This is a genomic window from Trinickia acidisoli, from assembly GCF_017315725.1.
GTDB lineage: Bacteria > Pseudomonadota > Gammaproteobacteria > Burkholderiales > Burkholderiaceae > Trinickia > Trinickia acidisoli.
On the sequence record NZ_JAFLRG010000002.1, the window covers coordinates 36,792 to 55,459 of the forward strand.

The 18,668-nt window shown below is 58.1% G+C and carries 12 protein-coding genes; 5 read left to right on the forward strand and 7 right to left on the reverse strand.

Annotated features, from left to right (window positions below):
- Window positions 1-919 precede the first annotated feature (919 nt).
- Window positions 920-8,143 (forward strand): YadA-like family protein, encoded by a 7,224-nt coding sequence (locus tag J3485_RS29560; RefSeq protein ID WP_445267853.1) that lies wholly within the window; start codon window positions 920-922, stop codon window positions 8,141-8,143.
- A 512-nt stretch (window positions 8,144-8,655) separates the two neighbouring features.
- Window positions 8,656-10,233: a tetratricopeptide repeat protein gene (locus tag J3485_RS18820; protein ID WP_206955913.1), complete on the forward strand. Its 1,578-nt coding sequence runs from the start codon at window positions 8,656-8,658 to the stop codon at window positions 10,231-10,233.
- A 71-nt stretch (window positions 10,234-10,304) separates the two neighbouring features.
- Here the strand turns inward: J3485_RS18820 and J3485_RS18825 are convergent, their stop codons facing one another.
- Both J3485_RS18825 and J3485_RS18830 read right to left on the reverse strand, forming a co-directional pair.
- Window positions 10,305-11,822, reverse strand: coding sequence for an O-linked N-acetylglucosamine transferase, SPINDLY family protein (locus tag J3485_RS18825; protein WP_206955914.1), 1,518 nt, complete (start codon window positions 11,820-11,822; stop codon window positions 10,305-10,307).
- A gap of 62 nt (window positions 11,823-11,884) precedes the next feature.
- Entirely contained in the window at window positions 11,885-12,211 is a 327-nt protein-coding gene (locus J3485_RS18830) for a hypothetical protein (RefSeq protein WP_206955915.1), read from the reverse strand.
- 555 nt (window positions 12,212-12,766) lie between these two features.
- Between J3485_RS18830 and J3485_RS18835 the strand changes: the two genes are divergently transcribed.
- Window positions 12,767-13,180, forward strand: a complete 414-nt coding sequence (locus J3485_RS18835; protein ID WP_206955916.1) for a hypothetical protein — start codon at window positions 12,767-12,769, stop codon at window positions 13,178-13,180.
- Between the two features lie 150 nt (window positions 13,181-13,330).
- On the opposite strand, the gene J3485_RS29565 is transcribed toward J3485_RS18835, so the two are convergent.
- The gene (locus J3485_RS29565; protein WP_206955917.1) at window positions 13,331-14,239 is read right to left on the reverse strand and encodes an ankyrin repeat domain-containing protein; all 909 of its coding nucleotides are present in this window, start codon (window positions 14,237-14,239) and stop codon (window positions 13,331-13,333) included.
- A 283-nt stretch (window positions 14,240-14,522) separates the two neighbouring features.
- On the reverse strand, window positions 14,523-15,287 hold the full coding sequence (locus J3485_RS18845; RefSeq protein ID WP_206955918.1) for a helix-turn-helix domain-containing protein: 765 nt from the start codon (window positions 15,285-15,287) through the stop codon (window positions 14,523-14,525).
- Window positions 15,288-15,434: 147 nt separating this feature from the next.
- Between J3485_RS18845 and J3485_RS18850 the strand changes: the two genes are divergently transcribed.
- A complete protein-coding gene (locus tag J3485_RS18850) occupies window positions 15,435-15,737 on the forward strand; it encodes a hypothetical protein (protein WP_206955919.1) in 303 nt (100 codons plus the stop codon).
- 451 nt (window positions 15,738-16,188) lie between these two features.
- On the opposite strand, the gene J3485_RS18855 is transcribed toward J3485_RS18850, so the two are convergent.
- The 3 genes from J3485_RS18855 to J3485_RS18865 form a co-directional block, all read right to left on the reverse strand.
- Window positions 16,189-16,434 (reverse strand): energy transducer TonB, encoded by a 246-nt coding sequence (locus J3485_RS18855; RefSeq protein ID WP_206955920.1) that lies wholly within the window; start codon window positions 16,432-16,434, stop codon window positions 16,189-16,191.
- 94 nt (window positions 16,435-16,528) lie between these two features.
- The gene (locus J3485_RS18860; protein WP_206955921.1) at window positions 16,529-16,828 is read right to left on the reverse strand and encodes a hypothetical protein; all 300 of its coding nucleotides are present in this window, start codon (window positions 16,826-16,828) and stop codon (window positions 16,529-16,531) included.
- A 35-nt stretch (window positions 16,829-16,863) separates the two neighbouring features.
- Window positions 16,864-17,229, reverse strand: a complete 366-nt coding sequence (locus J3485_RS18865) for a hypothetical protein (RefSeq protein ID WP_206955922.1) — start codon at window positions 17,227-17,229, stop codon at window positions 16,864-16,866.
- Window positions 17,230-17,677: 448 nt separating this feature from the next.
- Here J3485_RS18865 and J3485_RS18870 point away from each other — a divergent pair, with 448 nt between their 5' ends.
- Window positions 17,678-18,532: a peptidylprolyl isomerase gene (locus tag J3485_RS18870; RefSeq protein WP_309477052.1), complete on the forward strand. Its 855-nt coding sequence runs from the start codon at window positions 17,678-17,680 to the stop codon at window positions 18,530-18,532.
- Window positions 18,533-18,668 lie beyond the last annotated feature (136 nt).

The window sequence follows — 18,668 nt, forward strand, 5'->3', positions numbered from 1 at the left end:
CAATACAGGTAGCGGGGCTCTGTCCAGCTTCAATGTTACCGGCCAAGGGAATACGGGAAGTGGGGTTTACGCCAGTTCCAGCGTCACCGGCAGCAACAACACGGGTAGCGGGTATCAGTCCACTTACAACGTTACCGGCGGCGGCAACACGGGTAGTGGGTATCAGTCCAGTTACAACGTTACCGGCAGCGGCAACACGGGTAGCGGGGCTCTGTCCAGCAACAACGTTATCGGCAGCAACAACACGGCTAGTGGATATGCGTCTGGCGCTTTCGTCACTGGCATTAACAACAGCGCCGTGGGGGCGGGCGCAGGCGCGTATGTCAATGGCAATGGCAACGTTGCAGTGGGGGTCAATGCGGGTGCGGGCGTAAGTGGTACTCCTCTGACTATTACGAACACGACAGCGCTGGGGGCGGGTGCGACCGCGACGGGGAGCAATTCGGTCGCGTTGGGTGCCAACAGTACAGACGGCGGTGTCGCGAACGTCGTGAGTGTGGGGAGTAGTTCCCAGACCCGGACCATCACTAACGTCACCGCCGGGGTGAACCCGACCGATGCGGTCAATGTTTCACAACTCAACGCCCTTTCGACATCCGCTTCCACCGGCATCAGCACGGCGCAAAGCGGCGTAGCCTCGGTCTCGACGGGGCTGAGTACGACGAATAGCCACGTCACCAGCTTGAGCACGTCGGCTTCGACAGGGATCAGCACAGCACAAAGTGGCGTGACGTCGTTGTCGACGGGGCTGTCGACGACGAACAGCAACGTGACGAGCTTGAGCACGTCGGCCTCGACAGGGATCAGCACGGCACAAAGTGGCGTGACGTCGCTGTCGACGGGGCTGTCGACGACGAATAGCAATGTGACGAGCCTGAGCACGTCGGCTTCGACGGGGATCAGCACGGCGCAGAGCGGTGTGACGTCGCTGTCGACAGGCCTGTCGACGACCAATAGCAATGTGGCGAGCCTGAGCACATCGACTTCGACGGGGATCAGCACGGCGCAAAGTGGCGTGACATCGCTGTCGACAGGCCTGTCGACGACGAACAGTAATGTGACAAGCCTGAGCACATCGGCCTCGACGGGGATCAGCACAGCGCAAAGTGGCGTGACGTCGTTGTCCACGGGGTTGAGCACGACCAATAGCAACGTGACGAGCCTGAGCACATCGGCGTCGACAGGGATCAGCACAGCGCAAAGTGGCGTGACGTCGCTGTCGACGGGGCTGTCGACGACGAATAGCAATGTGACGAGCTTGAGCACATCGGCGTCGACAGGGATCAGCACGGCGCAGAGCGGTGTGACATCGTTGTCCACGGGGTTGAGCACGACCAATAGCAACGTGACGAGCCTGAGCACATCGGCCTCGACAGGGATCAGCACGGCGCAGAGCGGTGTGACATCGCTGTCGACGGGGCTGTCGACGACGAATAGCAATGTGACGAGCCTGAGCACGTCGGCTTCGACGGGGATCAGCACGGCGCAGAGCGGTGTGACGTCGTTGTCCACGGGGTTGAGCACAACCAACAGCAACGTAACGAGCCTGTCGACGCAAGAGTCGACGGATGTCGGATCGCTGTCGACGGGCTTGTCGACGACGAACAGCAACGTGACGAGCCTGAGCACATCGGCTTCGACGGGGATCAGCACGGCGCAAAGTGGCGTGACGTCGTTGTCGACGGGGCTGTCGACGACGAACAGCAACGTGACGAGCTTGAGCACGTCGGCCTCGACGGGGATCAGCACAGCGCAAAGTGGCGTGACGTCGTTGTCCACGGGGTTGAGCACGACCAATAGCAACGTGACGAGCCTGAGCACATCGGCGTCGACAGGGATCAGCACAGCACAGAGCGGTGTGACGTCGTTGTCCACGGGGTTGAGCACAACCAACAGCAACGTAACGAGCCTGTCGACGCAAGAGTCGACGGATGTCGGATCGCTGTCGACGGGTTTGTCGACGACGAACAGCAATGTGACGAGCTTGAGCACATCGGCGTCGACAGGGATCAGCACGGCGCAGAGCGGTGTGACATCGTTGTCCACGGGGTTGAGCACGACCAATAGCAACGTGACGAGCCTGAGCACATCGGCTTCGACGGGCATTAGCACGGCACAAAGTGGCGTGACGTCGCTGTCGACGGGGCTGTCGACGACGAATAGCAATGTGACGAGCCTGAGCACGTCGGCTTCGACGGGGATCAGCACGGCGCAGAGCGGTGTGACGTCGTTGTCCACGGGGTTGAGCACAACCAACAGCAACGTAACGAGCCTGTCGACGCAAGAGTCGACGGATGTCGGATCGCTGTCGACGGGCTTGTCGACGACGAACAGCAACGTGACGAGCCTGAGCACATCGGCTTCGACGGGGATCAGCACGGCGCAAAGTGGCGTGACGTCGTTGTCCACGGGGTTGAGCACGACCAATAGCAACGTGACGAGCCTGAGCACATCGGCGTCGACAGGGATCAGCACAGCGCAAAGTGGCGTGACGTCGTTGTCCACGGGGTTGAGCACGACGAATAGCAATGTGACGAGCTTGAGCACATCGGCGTCGACAGGGATCAGCACGGCGCAGAGCGGTGTGACATCGTTGTCCACGGGGTTGAGCACGACCAATAGCAACGTGACGAGCCTGAGCACATCGGCCTCGACAGGGATCAGCACGGCGCAGAGCGGTGTGACATCGCTGTCGACGGGGCTGTCGACGACGAATAGCAACGTGACGAGCCTGAGCACATCGGCTTCGACGGGGATCAGCACGGCACAAAGTGGCGTGACGTCGTTGTCGACGGGGCTGTCGACGACGAACAGCAACGTGACGAGCTTGAGCACGTCGGCCTCGACAGGGATCAGCACGGCACAAAGTGGCGTGACGTCGCTGTCGACGGGGCTGTCGACGACGAATAGCAATGTGACGAGCCTGAGCACGTCGGCTTCGACGGGGATCAGCACGGCGCAGAGCGGTGTGACGTCGTTGTCCACGGGGTTGAGCACAACCAACAGCAACGTAACGAGCCTGTCGACGCAAGAGTCGACGGATGTCGGATCGCTGTCGACGGGTTTGTCGACGACGAACAGCAATGTGACGAGCTTGAGCACATCGGCGTCGACAGGGATCAGCACGGCGCAGAGCGGTGTGACATCGTTGTCCACGGGGTTGAGCACGACCAATAGCAACGTGACAAGCCTGAGCACATCGGCTTCGACGGGGATCAGCACGGCACAAAGTGGCGTGACGTCGCTGTCGACGGGGCTGTCGACGACGAATAGCAATGTGACGAGCCTGAGCACGTCGGCCTCGACGGGGATCAGCACAGCGCAAAGTGGCGTGACGTCGTTGTCCACGGGGTTGAGCACGACCAATAGCAACGTGACGAGCCTGAGCACATCGGCGTCGACAGGGATCAGCACAGCGCAAAGTGGCGTGACGTCGCTGTCGACGGGGCTGTCGACGACGAATAGCAATGTGACGAGCTTGAGCACATCGGCGTCGACAGGGATCAGCACGGCGCAGAGCGGTGTGACATCGTTGTCCACGGGGTTGAGCACGACCAATAGCAACGTGACGAGCCTGAGCACATCGGCCTCGACAGGGATCAGCACGGCGCAGAGCGGTGTGACATCGCTGTCGACGGGGCTGTCGACGACGAATAGCAACGTGACGAGCCTGAGCACATCGGCTTCGACGGGGATCAGCACGGCGCAGAGCGGTGTGACGTCGTTGTCCACGGGGTTGAGCACAACCAACAGCAACGTAACGAGCCTGTCGACGCAAGAGTCGACGGATGTCGGATCGCTGTCGACGGGTTTGTCGACGACGAACAGCAATGTGACGAGCTTGAGCACATCGGCGTCGACAGGGATCAGCACGGCGCAGAGCGGTGTGACATCGTTGTCCACGGGGTTGAGCACGACCAATAGCAACGTGACGAGCTTGAGCACGTCGGCCTCGACAGGGATCAGCACGGCACAAAGTGGCGTGACGTCGCTGTCGACGGGGCTGTCGACGACGAATAGCAATGTGACGAGCCTGAGCACGTCGGCTTCGACGGGGATCAGCACGGCGCAGAGCGGTGTGACGTCGTTGTCCACGGGGTTGAGCACAACCAACAGCAACGTAACGAGCCTGTCGACGCAAGAGTCGACGGATGTCGGATCGCTGTCGACGGGCTTGTCGACGACGAACAGCAACGTGACGAGCCTGAGCACATCGGCTTCGACGGGGATCAGCACGGCGCAAAGTGGCGTGACGTCGTTGTCGACGGGGCTGTCGACGACGAACAGCAACGTGACGAGCTTGAGCACATCGGCCTCGACGGGGATCAGCACAGCGCAAAGTGGCGTGACGTCGTTGTCCACGGGGTTGAGCACGACCAATAGCAACGTGACGAGCCTGAGCACATCGGCGTCGACAGGGATCAGCACAGCACAGAGCGGTGTGACGTCGTTGTCCACGGGGTTGAGCACAACCAACAGCAACGTAACGAGCCTGTCGACGCAAGAGTCGACGGATGTCGGATCGCTGTCGACGGGTTTGTCGACGACGAACAGCAATGTGACGAGCCTGAGCACATCGGCTTCGACGGGGATCAGCACGGCGCAAAGTGGCGTGACGTCGTTGTCGACGGGGCTGTCGACGACGAACAGCAACGTGACGAGCTTGAGCACGTCGGCCTCGACGGGGATCAGCACAGCGCAAAGTGGCGTGACGTCGTTGTCCACGGGGTTGAGCACGACCAATAGCAACGTGACGAGCCTGAGCACATCGGCGTCGACAGGGATCAGCACAGCACAGAGCGGTGTGACGTCGTTGTCCACGGGGTTGAGCACAACCAACAGCAACGTAACGAGCCTGTCGACGCAAGAGTCGACGGATGTCGGATCGCTGTCGACGGGTTTGTCGACGACGAACAGCAATGTGACGAGCCTGAGCACGTCGGCTTCGACGGGGATCAGCACGGCGCAAAGTGGCGTGACGTCGTTGTCGACGGGGCTGTCGACGACGAACAGCAACGTGACGAGCCTGAGCACGTCGGCTTCGACGGGGATCAGCACGGCGCAAAGTGGCGTGACGTCGTTGTCGACGGGGCTGTCGACGACGAACAGCAACGTGACGAGCTTGAGCACGTCGGCCTCGACGGGGATCAGCACAGCGCAAAGTGGCGTGACATCGTTGTCCACGGGGTTGAGCACGACCAATAGCAACGTGACGAGCCTGAGCACATCGGCCTCGACAGGGATCAGCACGGCGCAGAGCGGTGTGACATCGCTGTCGACGGGGCTGTCGACGACGAATAGCAACGTGACGAGCCTGAGCACATCGGTTTCGACGGGGATCAGCACGGCGCAGAGCGGTGTGACGTCGTTGTCCACGGGGTTGAGCACAACCAACAGCAACGTAACGAGCCTGTCGACGCAAGAGTCGACGGATGTCGGATCGCTGTCGACGGGCTTGTCGACGACGAACAGCAATGTGACGAGCCTGAGCACGTCGGCTTCGACGGGGATCAGCACGGCGCAAAGTGGCGTGACGTCGTTGTCGACAGGCCTGTCGACGACGAACAGTAATGTGACAAGCCTGAGCACATCGGCCTCGACGGGGATCAGCACAGCGCAAAGTGGCGTGACGTCGTTGTCCACGGGGTTGAGCACGACCAATAGCAACGTGACGAGCCTGAGCACATCGGCTTCGACAGGGATCAGCACGGCACAAAGTGGCGTGACATCATTGTCGACAGGCCTGAGCACGACGAACAGCAACGTAACGAGCCTGAGCACATCGGCCTCGACAGGGATCAGCACGGCGCAGAGCGGTGTGACATCGCTGTCGACGGGGCTGTCGACGACGAATAGCAACGTGACGAGCCTGAGCACATCGGCTTCGACGGGGATCAGCACGGCGCAGAGCGGTGTGACGTCGTTGTCCACGGGGTTGAGCACAACCAACAGCAACGTAACGAGCCTGTCGACGCAAGAGTCGACGGATGTCGGATCGCTGTCGACGGGCTTGTCGACGACGAACAGCAATGTGACGAGCCTGAGCACGTCGGCTTCGACGGGGATCAGCACGGCGCAAAGTGGCGTGACGTCGTTGTCGACGGGGCTGTCGACGACGAACAGCAACGTGACGAGCTTGAGCACGTCGGCCTCGACGGGGATCAGCACAGCGCAAAGTGGCGTGACGTCGCTGTCGACGGGGCTGTCGACGACGAATAGCAATGTGACGAGCCTGAGCACATCGGCTTCGACGGGGATCAGCACGGCGCAGAGCGGTGTGACGTCGTTGTCCACGGGGTTGAGCACAACCAACAGCAACGTAACGAGCCTGTCGACGCAAGAGTCGACGGATGTCGGATCGCTGTCGACGGGCTTGTCGACGACGAACAGCAATGTGACGAGCCTGAGCACATCGGCTTCGACGGGGATCAGCACGGCGCAAAGTGGCGTGACGTCGTTGTCGACGGGGCTGTCGACGACGAACAGCAACGTGACGAGCTTGAGCACGTCGGCCTCGACGGGGATCAGCACAGCGCAAAGTGGCGTGACGTCGTTGTCCACGGGGTTGAGCACGACCAATAGCAACGTGACGAGCCTGAGCACATCGGCGTCGACAGGGATCAGCACAGCACAGAGCGGTGTGACGTCGTTGTCCACGGGGTTGAGCACAACCAACAGCAACGTAACGAGCCTGTCGACGCAAGAGTCGACGGATGTCGGATCGCTGTCGACGGGTTTGTCGACGACGAACAGCAATGTGACGAGCCTGAGCACGTCGGCCTCGACGGGGATCAGCACAGCGCAGAGCGGTGTGACATCGTTGTCCACGGGGTTGAGCACGACCAATAGCAACGTGACGAGCCTGTCGACGCAAGAGTCGACGGATGTCGGATCGCTGTCGACGGGCTTGTCGACGACGAACAGCAACGTGACGAGCCTGAGCACATCGGCTTCGACGGGCGTTAGCTCGGCGCTCAGTTCAGTGAGCTCTTTGTCGACGACGGTCGGCACATTCTCGACGAGCATCAGTTCGGCGACGAGTTCGGTGAGCTCTCTGTCGACGACCGTGGGCACATTCTCGACGAGCATCAGCTCGACGACCAGTTCGGTGAACTCTCTGTCAACAACGGTCGGCACGTTCTCGACGGGCATCAGTACGGCGGAAAGCGGAGTAACGTCGCTGTCGACAGGGTTGAGCACGACGAACAACACCGTCACTGCTTTGAGCACATCCGTTTCGACGGGCATCGCGTCACTGTCCACAGGTGTGGCATCGGTCTCCACCTCGTTGTCGCCACTGATTCAGGCGGCGTCAGCGGCATCGGCCAGTAACGCGACGGCGTTGGGTGGGGTCACGATAGGGGGGGGCACTAACGGCATGGTGCAAACGGCCGGTGCGACGCAAAACAACAGCGTGCTGTCGACGGTGAATGCGGCAACGTGTAATGAAGCAAACGGTGCCGATGCGACGGGCGCAGGGCTTTGCGCGACCGCGGCGACCAATGGCGCGACAGCGATTGGTAGTAACGCCCATGCGAACAGCGCCAACACGACGGCGGTGGGCTTCCGCTCCGTGGCGACCAACGATGGCTCGGTGGCCATTGGTTACCAAGCGCAAGCGCTTGCCGACCCGACGACGGCAATCGGTTCGAATTCGCTTGCTTCGGGTAACAATGCGGTTGCCCTGGGTGCAGCGGCCACGGCCACGGCTACGAACTCGGTCGCGCTGGGTGCGAACTCGATCGCCACGACGCCGAACTCTGTTTCGGTGGGTTCGCCAGGCAACGAACGGACCATCACCAACGTTGCACCGGGTGTGAATCCAACCGACGCAGTGAACGTGGAGCAACTGAATGCAGGTATCAACAATCTGCAAAGCCAAATTACGACCAATCAACAGGAAGCCTATGCCGGCACCGCCGCAGCGATGGCGGCCGCAGGGCTGCGATACGACGATAGTCCAGGAAAGGTTTCTATGGCGGCAGCTACGGGCTACTACCACGGCCAAGCGGCACTGGCCATTGGTGCCGGAGGGACGTCTGAGAGTGGTTCGTGGCGGTTCAACGGCGGACTATCTGTAGTGCCAACGTTGAGCAAACCCGATTTTGGTGTGGTGGTTGGTGTGAGTCATACCTTGAACTGATGCGCGAGTACGGCAGGTCTCATTCAGTCAGGTCGCCGGAGGCGGTTACCCGCCTCCGACTTCCACAGATCCAGACGTGTACGTTTGACACATCCGACTCCTCGAAACATGACTTTTGATGAAGTACGTTCGATCGTGATACCGGACAACTTCGTCAAGCGCTTGAGCAGGAGGCGGAGCGTGCTGCGTCAGAGCGACTAACTGGCCAATGAGCTGGGGAGCCACGATAACATCCGTTGTCAATGATCGTGCGGAGGGATATTGTTGTTGGGTTATCGGGGTGGTGCAGGGGACGCGTACCGGTCGTCCCGCAAGGCGGTGACGCAAAATGCCCTGATAAGGCTATCGACCAGAACGCGGTCCGGGAGAGTGGCGATCGACAAGGGTGGGACCAGTCTGGCGGGACTGGATGACCTGAAGTCACGAAAGAATGAAATGTAAAAGTGGGCTGGCGGAATTATGTTCTGGAAAGATGCACGCTGGCACGGAAAAGGCAGACGTGGATAATGAATGTGAACGGGGTGAAAGATATTGCCCGAGGCGGTGCCGTCATGGCGGGTGGCGCACAGGTGCACCAGCGGCTGGTGCGTGAGTCGCTTGAACATCTTCAGGCAGGACGCGCGGCCGAGGCGCAGCGATCTGCGCGCTTTGCGATAGCCTGTAATCCTGACAGTGGTTTTGCCCACCTCCTTCTTGCACTATCCCATAGTGGCATGGGCCACCTCGATGAAGCGATTGCCGTATTCAGACATGCGGTAGCACTTGCTCCTGAGGACGCGCAGATTCACTACAACTATGCTGTAACTTTGGCTTCAACTGGCCAGACGTCGTTGGCGATGCTTGAGTACCAGTTGTGTCTTGAGCTCGCCCCCGCTTTTGCAGATGCGTTGTGGAACTACGGTGAGATGCTGCGTATGCGGGAGCATTTCGCACGGGCGCTCGAATGTTTTGACCGGCTGTTGGGTATTGAAGGGCGTATGCGCCCGAAAATGGCGCACCGGATGGCGGTATGCTGCGCCTACCTCGGACTGCAGGAACGCGCAGATAGTCTTTTCCGGCAGCAGCTTGCCGAAGACGATGATCCGTTGACGCACTGGGAATATTCGCATTTTCTGCTCGGCTGCGGCCGTATCGATGACGCGTGGGTGCACTATGCGCGACGTTTCGAGGCTGGCCAGAAAATTAGTCTGCGTTGTGCCGACTATCCTTATCCCCGATGGACGGGCGAGTTGAGGTCTGGCACCCTGCTGCTGCTCCATGGTGAGCAGGGCGCCGGGGACGAGATCCTGTTCAGTAGCTATCTCGAGCCATTGCTCGCGCGTGCCGGGGCTATTGGCGCGACAGTGGTGACAGCCTGCCGTCCCTCACTGGTCAGACTTTTTGAAGCAAGCTTCCCCCGTCTGGATGTGCTTCCACATGAGGTCCTCAAGCCCGCGGTACTTGGCAGCTCGCTGTTACGGGAGCACGCCGATATCTGCCACGCGCCAATTGGCGATCTGCCGCTGTGGGTGAAAAAGGACAGTGCCCCCGTGGCATATCTTCGACCCCATCCGGATGATGTGCAGTACATGCGGGCACTATTGCCACGCACGGTTGATACACGCCTGAGGATCGGTATTGCGTGGAGTTCGAATCCGGTCTCGACGGAGGATAACCGCCGTCAGCGCAATGTGCCGGCACCGCATATAGCTGAATTGATTGAAGTTCTTGAGCAGAAAATACCTGGGATTGAGTTTTACAGTCTGCAGACCGACGAGCATCGGTCTGAGCTTGCTGCGATGTCCGATGTCAGTGTGCGTGACATGAGTAGGCACCTGACGGATTTCAGCCGCACAGCTGCGCTGATGGGGGAAATGGACGTCGTAGTGACGGTGTGTACATCGATCGCGAATCTGGCTGGAGCAATGGGATGCGCCACGAAGGTACTTCTGCAGAAGTACGGCGACTGGCGCTGGTACCAGGACTCAACATGGTATCCACACGTGAAAACGTATCGGCAGAAGATGAAATCGAACTGGGTCGATCCGCTGCGAGAGCTGATGGCAGATCTCTCTCCTGCACATAGTTTGTGCGATGACAGTGGGTCATGATGAGGGACGGCGGGGAGTCCATCCGGTTCTGTCGCAGTAGCTTTATTTCCAGAAATGTAGCGAACCGTCACTCAAACGCCCGCCGACAATGAAGTGCTATGGGCAGGTACCGTCACCACCGTGCGCAACATCGCCTCGAAGTCTCGCGCATAGCCGCGGCTATCGAACAGCTGGAACTCCGTGCGCCCTTTGTTGAGATGCGCCTTGAGCACGTTTACACGTTCAGGCTGTTCGAGGAGACCGCTTACTATGCGCACGTATTCTTCCGCACTACTCGCGACGAGCTGGTCGAGACCGACGGCGTGAAGCAGCGATGCCGCGACGCGCGAAGCAAATGTTTCTGCGCTCAAGGTCACCACGGGCACGCCGGCCCAAAGCGCGTCACTGGTACCCGTGTGCCCGCCGTAAGGACTGGTATCCAGCATCAGGTCCGCGCACGTCAATCTCGACAAATGCCTTTGGGAATTCTCAAAGGGTCCGAAAATCAGCCGTTCCGGCTTGACGCCCCGAATGGCTGCTTCGTTGCGCAAGTTGCAAACAGTCGACTCGCAAAAATCGAGTAGCCACAACACACATGTCGGGTAACGGCGTAACAGCGCGCACCAAAGATCAAACATACCAGGCGTGATCTTCCACGCCTGACCGAAGTTGGCCAACACGAACGCGTCGGATGGCAGCCCCACCTCTTCTCTTGAAACGCGTACCGGCAACGGCCGCCGCGCATCGTTAGGCTGGTAACAGCGAGGCAGCCGCACGACTGCCTCGGAATAATTTGATTCGAGTTCTTTTGGCACGACGATGTCGTCAGCGATGATGCCATCCACGAGCGAGCCGCCAAAAGTGGCCGGATAGTATAGGTAAGCGAACTGTACTGGGGCGGGGCGTCGTGCGAGCACACCGCACCGTGCATCCGTCGGCCCCTTTAGGAAAAGCAGCACGTCGATGTTCTGCCGCGCGATGTAGGCAGCGAGCTCACCGTTATCCAGTTCCGCCACGTGATGAAAACGGTCAAATGCCACCTTGATGCGCTGACGCAAAGAGTCGCCTTCGCTCGCGTGACCAAAATCGAAAGCGATATACTCGAATGCCTCGCGATCATGCTCCTCGATGAGTCCGACCATCAGATAGGACGTGGCCTGATTGGCGAAATCGCAGCCAAGAAATCCCACTTTCAGGCGACCTGCCGTACGATTACTTTCGAATTGCCCTACTGACTCGAACGCCGGCACCGCAGTTCGAGCAGCCCGTGTATGTGCAACCGCGGCGCGTTGCGCGCACTGACGCAAACGTGATCCCGACAGCACCGGAGATGCAACGGATGTTTCGCCCAACACATAGCCCCCGTTGTCGACGGCATGCATCAAGATACGTTGCAGGTGTTCGTAGCGATGCCAATAGCAAAGATTGATCGAGCAGCGCAACTCCTGCATCACCGCGTTCAGGTCGCGGGTGAATGGGTCTGCCTCGTGGCAATGCTCATAAAGTTTGCGTGCATCCTCCCAACGCCCAGCCGCCTCGAGCGCCATTGCTTCATCGAGCGTTGCAGCTTTGCTATCCAAAGCCGGGTTAGTCACCGTTCTTGCATGCATCGCTAGCACTCCGTACGCGCTGCGACATCCAGCGCCGCTTCTCACTGTTTGAGCACATCGATTTAGGTAAGGCTTGCGACGAAGAACGCCCTCGCGACGAGACCTGAAAATAGGCCCACAAGCCGCGCCCGCATTACCGCTGGATGTGGCGATTCATCACGGAAACTCAGATAGGGCGCCGGGAAAATTTTGTGGCGCAACCATGGTAACCCGAGGTAAATCGCCGCAGATATGCCTGCAACGAGTACGACCTCTCTAATCGGTGAAACGATGCTGGTCTGGAGTACTTCGCTATCCACGAAATCAATGCCCGCGAACACCACGAGCGTAGTCAAGCCCGTGGTTAGCACATTGCCAATAAATCGGTCAGCTTCGTCGATTGCACTCATGGTCTTTCTCGTTCGCGCCGTATTGCTCACTGTCGTATGCGACACCGGAGAAAGGCGCCCAATGTGTTGCCGATCACTACGGGCTGGCGAATGGAGCGAGCCGCGGCGTTGCAACGGGCATTCGCTTTGGCGCTTGTGCGTGGTACAACTGTAGGTCCCGCAGATGGTTCATTGCCGACAGCGAGGTCGGGCTAGGACGCCCCCATGCTGCCGGGAACGGTCTGTCTTTGCAATCGGACGGGTCACCAGTCACGGCTTGTAGTAGCCATTTTCCAATTGCATCGCTTATCTGATGATCTGGAACGGCCTGCGCAAAGACGTTCCTCCACCCGTTGGTGGTAGGCAGAAAGTACCTGCGGGCGAGCGTGAGCAAATTGCTAAACATTGCAACAACCTCCGGCAACGTGTGTGTAGAAACCCTTGTTCGGCAGGGCACGGCAAAGCACGCGGCTATCGCTTCCCGCAGTGTCGGGGTTAAATCGCCAACCCCACATGCGTTCGGACAAACGGCATGCACTCCCTTGCGTACTGCCATTTTCTGTCCGCGCTTCGTCGATGACTTATGCTCGTGGCTCTCAATCCTTCGCCATCGACTACGACGCATCCCTTACGGATGCCGAACAAAGCTTATCCAATAACAGGGCCATCGCGTTTGACAAAGGTTTATTGGATAAGACTTTCGAGCTGATGACCAAGCATGGAGGCAAGAGCGTTATGGGCGGAAGGCGTTGTTTGTTGGCCGATGCCGCATGCATCGAGAATGGCTGGAAGCTCTTTACGGGCATGGCTCGGTCACATGCAGGCTTGGCTAGTGAGTGGCATGTATATGAAGTGTATGGATGTCACGTTTATGTTAAAGACAGATATATGAACCATTTGCCTATTGGACAACGCCATCATGGACTTCTCCCGGTTACTGCATTCCAATTCGCCGTGGCCACTCGATACCGTGGGCGCCAGTATACGTAACATGAATTGCGACAGACGCACCCCGTCCGAGATTGCCAGAGACAGGGGGTTGAGCCAGCCTGAGCCAGGTTCCCGGATCCCTCTGGGCGCTAGGCCGCTCGCGCGCTGAGGAGGGGATGCCTTAGAAAGGCCTTACGTCGCGGCCGCTTACTATTTGCCGGCCGGGACGTACAAGGATGCGCGAGTCAACCCGCCGAGGTCGTATAGGACTTGCAGGACCTCTGCTTGATCCGACAATGCAGCCACGTGAGCAGGTGTAAATCCATGTGGTCCTGTACGAGCATGTAGGGAGGCTTGAACGGCATCGCCCAAGCCGTGCAGAACTCGCAAGACTTCTACTTGACCCGCTTGTGCAGCGGCATGTGCGGGTGTGTACTGGTCTTGACCGACGGGGAGATATAAGGACGCTCGAGCTGCACCGCCGAAATCGTGTAGTGCTTGCAGGGCCTCGACATTACCCACATAAGCCGCGACGTGAGCCGGAGTGAATTCATGTGGGCCGGCACAACCCCGCAAGCTGTCTCGAGCTGCACCGCCAAGCTTGCTTAGAGCACGCAACACCGGAACCTGATCGACCTGCACGGCGAGATGGGCGAGAGTGAACCCATATGGGCCGGTAGGCATATGCAATGATTCCCGAGCCTCGCCGCCGAAACTATGCAATGTTTGCAAAACTTCAACGCGCCCGTCCTCGGCGGCGAGATAGGCAGGAGTGAATCCATGTCTACCCGACGGAATATGTAAAGAGGACCGGGTGGCGGAACCGAATTCATATAGAACCTGCAACACTTCAACCTGGCCAGATCTTGCGGCGAGATGTGCAGGGGCGTACCCATGTGGGCCAGTGGCGATATGCAGCGACTCCCGAGCCGTATTGCCGAACCTATACAGAGCCTGCAAGACTTCGATATGGCCAACGCTTGCGGCCAGATGCGCAATGGTATGCCCATTTGCATCGGTGGCAATTATGTCAGCACCCAGCCGAAATAGGGCTTGCAGTGCTTGGACATCACCTTGCGATGCCGCTAGCCAAGGATTCGATAAAGTCGCCTTATCCATTTGCGTTTAGAGTGGAAGTTTGGCGTAACCTTGGCATCGCGTCGTATTCAGAAGACCATTGCAGATTTATGATCTGCCTGGTGGGCAACAGGCCCGAGCGCGTCTCGCGAGCCTAACTTTGGAAGAGGATAGGCGACAAGTATTGACATTTTCCATACCGATTTCAAATTTCGATTTGTCTCTCCGATCGACCGCATTTGACAGAGTGGAATCCGGTGACTCTCACAGTCGCAAACGGACGAAACCGACGGATCGGGTGACGAACGCGCAGACCTAGCATCGGTTACTCGGTTGACGATGTCTGCCCTATCAACTGGGTTGTGACTATCCGAGCGCAATCAACGTATGCGCGCTGCAGGGCGTGATTTCGCGCCAGGGTCGCCCGGAACATTTCGCCTTTTGCACGTAGGGCGTAACCCTTCTGCTGCACGATGACGTGTCTCGGTGGCAAATCGTCGCCCAAAAAAAGCCGGCGGCCTGCGCACCCCTCGCGCCCGATGCGAGCCATACTCATTGAGTCGAGCTTTCCCACGGCGAAGACCATCGACAGCAGTGCCGTCGTCGGAAAGTAGATAGCGTCGGTATCGTCGACAATCAGTCCCGGCGACAACATCACGAGTCCAACGTGCGGCGCGAGATAGGCTCGCTCGGCTTCCGGAAGCGCTGCAAGCACGGCATTGTCATTCCAAGGTAGTCGATCCACTAGCGGTGCAGCGTCAATTTCAGATGTTGCAACAATCATTGACGCGTGGGTCCCCAGGTTAACGCGTTCGACTAACTCGGCCTGGCGCCGAATCAGATCGTCATGGTCGCGAACGGGATAGAGACTGTGCAGGATCGATCGCAGACTATCTACACCCAATGCATCGAGCAGTTTGAGCTTGATCAACGTCCCAAGCTCGCTTTTGCCGGTGCGCCACGCGGAAATTTGCGCGCGCGTCAGACCCAGGCACTCTGCCAACTGGGCGTCGCTACCAAACTGTCCACGCCGTTTGACTTCCTCGTAGAGCAGGTGCCAATCGAGCTGTCGAGTAGCGGGTTGATACATGTCAAATCCATTTGACGTTTGCAGCCAACATGCATATTGTTATGCGTTGTTGTTCGAGCTGCGGCGCCACCTATAGTGGCCGTGCATGCAAAAGCGGGAACTTCGACAAGTTGCCGCTTGCCCAAATATGTAGTCCGGAGATCGTCAATGACTGACGCTCAGCGCCACATTCGTCTACCGATCAGTTTTCTCCCGAATCAATCTTCCGTGGTAGCTGCGCCTCCACAGGACGACGAACAATTTGCCGTTCGTCAGGTAGAGTTTATCCAACAGTTGTTCGGACGAGGTGAATATTTACGGACACGATCGCGGGGTACCCCGGTGTCCGACGCTTTTCTGTCCGCATTCATCACATTACTTGATGTGCTCGCCGAAAATACTTCTGCTGACGAGGCGAACCAATGCGTCAGACAATTGCGTCATGTTCTCGGCGTAGCGTTTCCCAGATAACTATCTTTCGGTCACAGTGTCGGCCCTTTTTGCCAACGTTCTTGAGTTGGCATTTTTTCATGCGTGCCAGTCTCCGAAGCGAAGCTCACGATCCGTGGGATGGATTGCCGACAGCGACTCCCAAGTGGACGCACATGGTTGCTACCGATTGTCGTCTTCAATGGTCTCGAGCAACACTACCAGATTCATCAGGTGTGAGTTCGTCATCAGCCAGCATCTTCCACCTCGTGTGCTCGGTGATTAGGCAGCAAGGAACAGGGGCCCGATCAGGTGGAAGATCAAGTCCGCGGGACGAAACGAGAACTAGGCAAGGCAGTACGCGTCGCACGTTCCGTATGACGCATTCCAGTGCCCCGATAATCTAGATGCCTTAATTTGTGGTGTCGACGATATTTCGTGAAATGTAGGCTTTCGTGCTCAGAAGAGCGCCGACGGCGCTCGACCGTATGAACTATTCGATCGTGTAGGCAACGTCATGCCAACGACGCGATGTTTTCGATCCGAGGCGTGTACCGGGGCATCTCGTATTTCTAAGTACCTGTAGCGCTTGATGATCGAGGCTCGGGTCGCCGCAACTGCGCGTGAGTTGTACTGCTTGTACATGACCTGCATCGTCTAAAAGCACGCGGGCCAACACGCGCCGTTTCGCCGTGCCGGGTGGAATACTTCTCGCGAGCAATTTCTCCATGAGGCCCATCGTTTTCCCCACATCTTAGGTTTAGCCGCAAAGAACCCGGCGCCACAGAGAGATGCAACCGATAGGCACATTTCCTATGGAGCTATCCGCTTTTTCAGCCATCGGCGCGTGACACCGCGATATCCATATCGGCAAACCCCGTTTCTGGGATTGCACGAAGTGCCTCGTCGATAAGTTGTAGCGTCCGAGCCGAAATCAGCCCGTTCATAATCAGCGAGCGTAACTCGAGATCACCTTCAAAGCCGTAACTCACTGCTTCGTCCAGCACCGCTTTCGCGAACCACGGCATTCCTTCTGGCTTATCCCCGTGGCTGCCACTGTCGCAGTGTATGCTCACCCCGCATAGTCCCGTAGCGATCAAGGCTTGTCGAGCAAGAGCTCGAGTATCTGTCATTGCTTGTTCCCTTCCAAGGTGGATAGGTATTTGAATCACTCAACGATGATCGTTCGGCTGGGTAAGGTGGTGGATGCGATTTTTTTCGTGGGAGCTATACCCCACGCACCTAGCAATGCGTCGAACGACGGCTCGATTGTTTCTTTGCCGCGAGGTTCCGGGCAGAGACTCTGTCCCGTCAAGCGATATTGAAAACGTTCGCAATATCTCGCGTGTGGGGACAACTCCCGCGTAATTGCGCCGCACCGCATGGCGTACTGGATCGCGTCCGTAGCGGCGCGCGATGTGATGATTCCAGAGCGCGCGATAGTCGCAACCGTCGAGGGTTGATGCTCGCGAAGGTACGTCATGATCTTTTCTGCATTGCGGTGCAGGGTCAGGTAGTCTCTCTTGTGCGTCATGAGGTTCGCGCCCAAAAAACGGAAATGGCTGAATACTTCAGTGAGGCCGACAGAGGACGTTGAGGCAAGGCTGTGGGTGCGTCACCACGGCCGCCAATCATGTCGGAAAGGAGCCTACCGCATCAATACACATGCAGTTATTCAATTTCGCAAAAATTTTGAATCAGTAAGTCATCTGTTTGGTTGTTTTTTCGCTGGGTCGCTAAGATGGGTGGGCCTGCTTTCGCGACGTGGGCGATAAGAAATTTGCTTGATCCTCCTAGGGTGTCACCCGCCTGCACCGGGCCGGAAATACGGTGTGTTTCGTGCTTCGTGTTACATAGCTGAGTTGGAAGCAGAGTGAGAATGAGTGGAGCTTCTTGAGTGAAGGGCGAACTAGCCATCGAACGATTACACAAACGATATGACTGGAGTTTTTGGAATGAGATCCGCGTACATGGCTAGGGTAGTGACCTTTTCGGTGATCTATCTGATCTTCATTGCTTCCGTCTCGGCGCAGTCTTCGCCGCAAGCGTCACCACGACCTCCTTCGGGTATGTTGCGTGCGAGCTTGCCGGATGGGGTGATTGCCATTGTCAATGGAACGCCTATCGCACGTGCCGATCTCGACGATGCAGTGCAACGTTCGGGGCAGCCCGACACCCCGCAACTTCGGCAAAACCTGAAGCAACTTTTGATTACGCGAGAGGTGTTGCGTCAAGATGCTGAGGGCGCGAATTACGGTGCTAAGTCGGAAGTTCAGCAGGCAATGATCACGGCGAAAATGGGAACTGAAACCCAGTTATATCTGAAGGATAACGTGCATCCAAAAGCGGTATCGGACAATGCCATCAAGGCGCGGTACGATGCGATTACGGCATCGCTCGGTAGAGTCGAATATAAGTCGAGCCTGATTTCGGTGCATGACGCGACAACGGCCGCGATGATACTTAGAGAGCTGAAGGCGCACAAGAGGTTTGATGAGCTGGCGCGACAGTACAGTGCCGATTCGAGTGCGCAATTTGATGGAGAGTTGCCGTGGGTGAGCTTTAGGGTTCCTGTGGTGCAGGGGCAGACACAGGGTTTATCGTTTCCTATCGCGCAAGCGTTGGCGGCGCTACAGGTGGGTGCGGTGACAACGGAGCCGCTTCGGATCGGCGACATGTTTGTCATTGTCAAATTAGACGCGCAGCGCCCGACACAACCGCCTTCGTTCGACCAGGTCAAGGGCTCGCTTCGGCAACAGTTGCAAGCTGAAGCGCTTCGGGAAGCGACCGATCAATTCGTTTCCGGGCGTGTGAAGCAGGCATCAATTCAGCAATAGCGCGGTGCGCTTAGCCCAATGCTAGTCGAGTGGCCGTGTTATGTGGCGCTGACAAATTTGGCACAACAGCCCGGCGGGGCATCATAACTACGTCACCGACCTGCATTCCTTTAGGAAGAAACAGCATGAGTCGTGC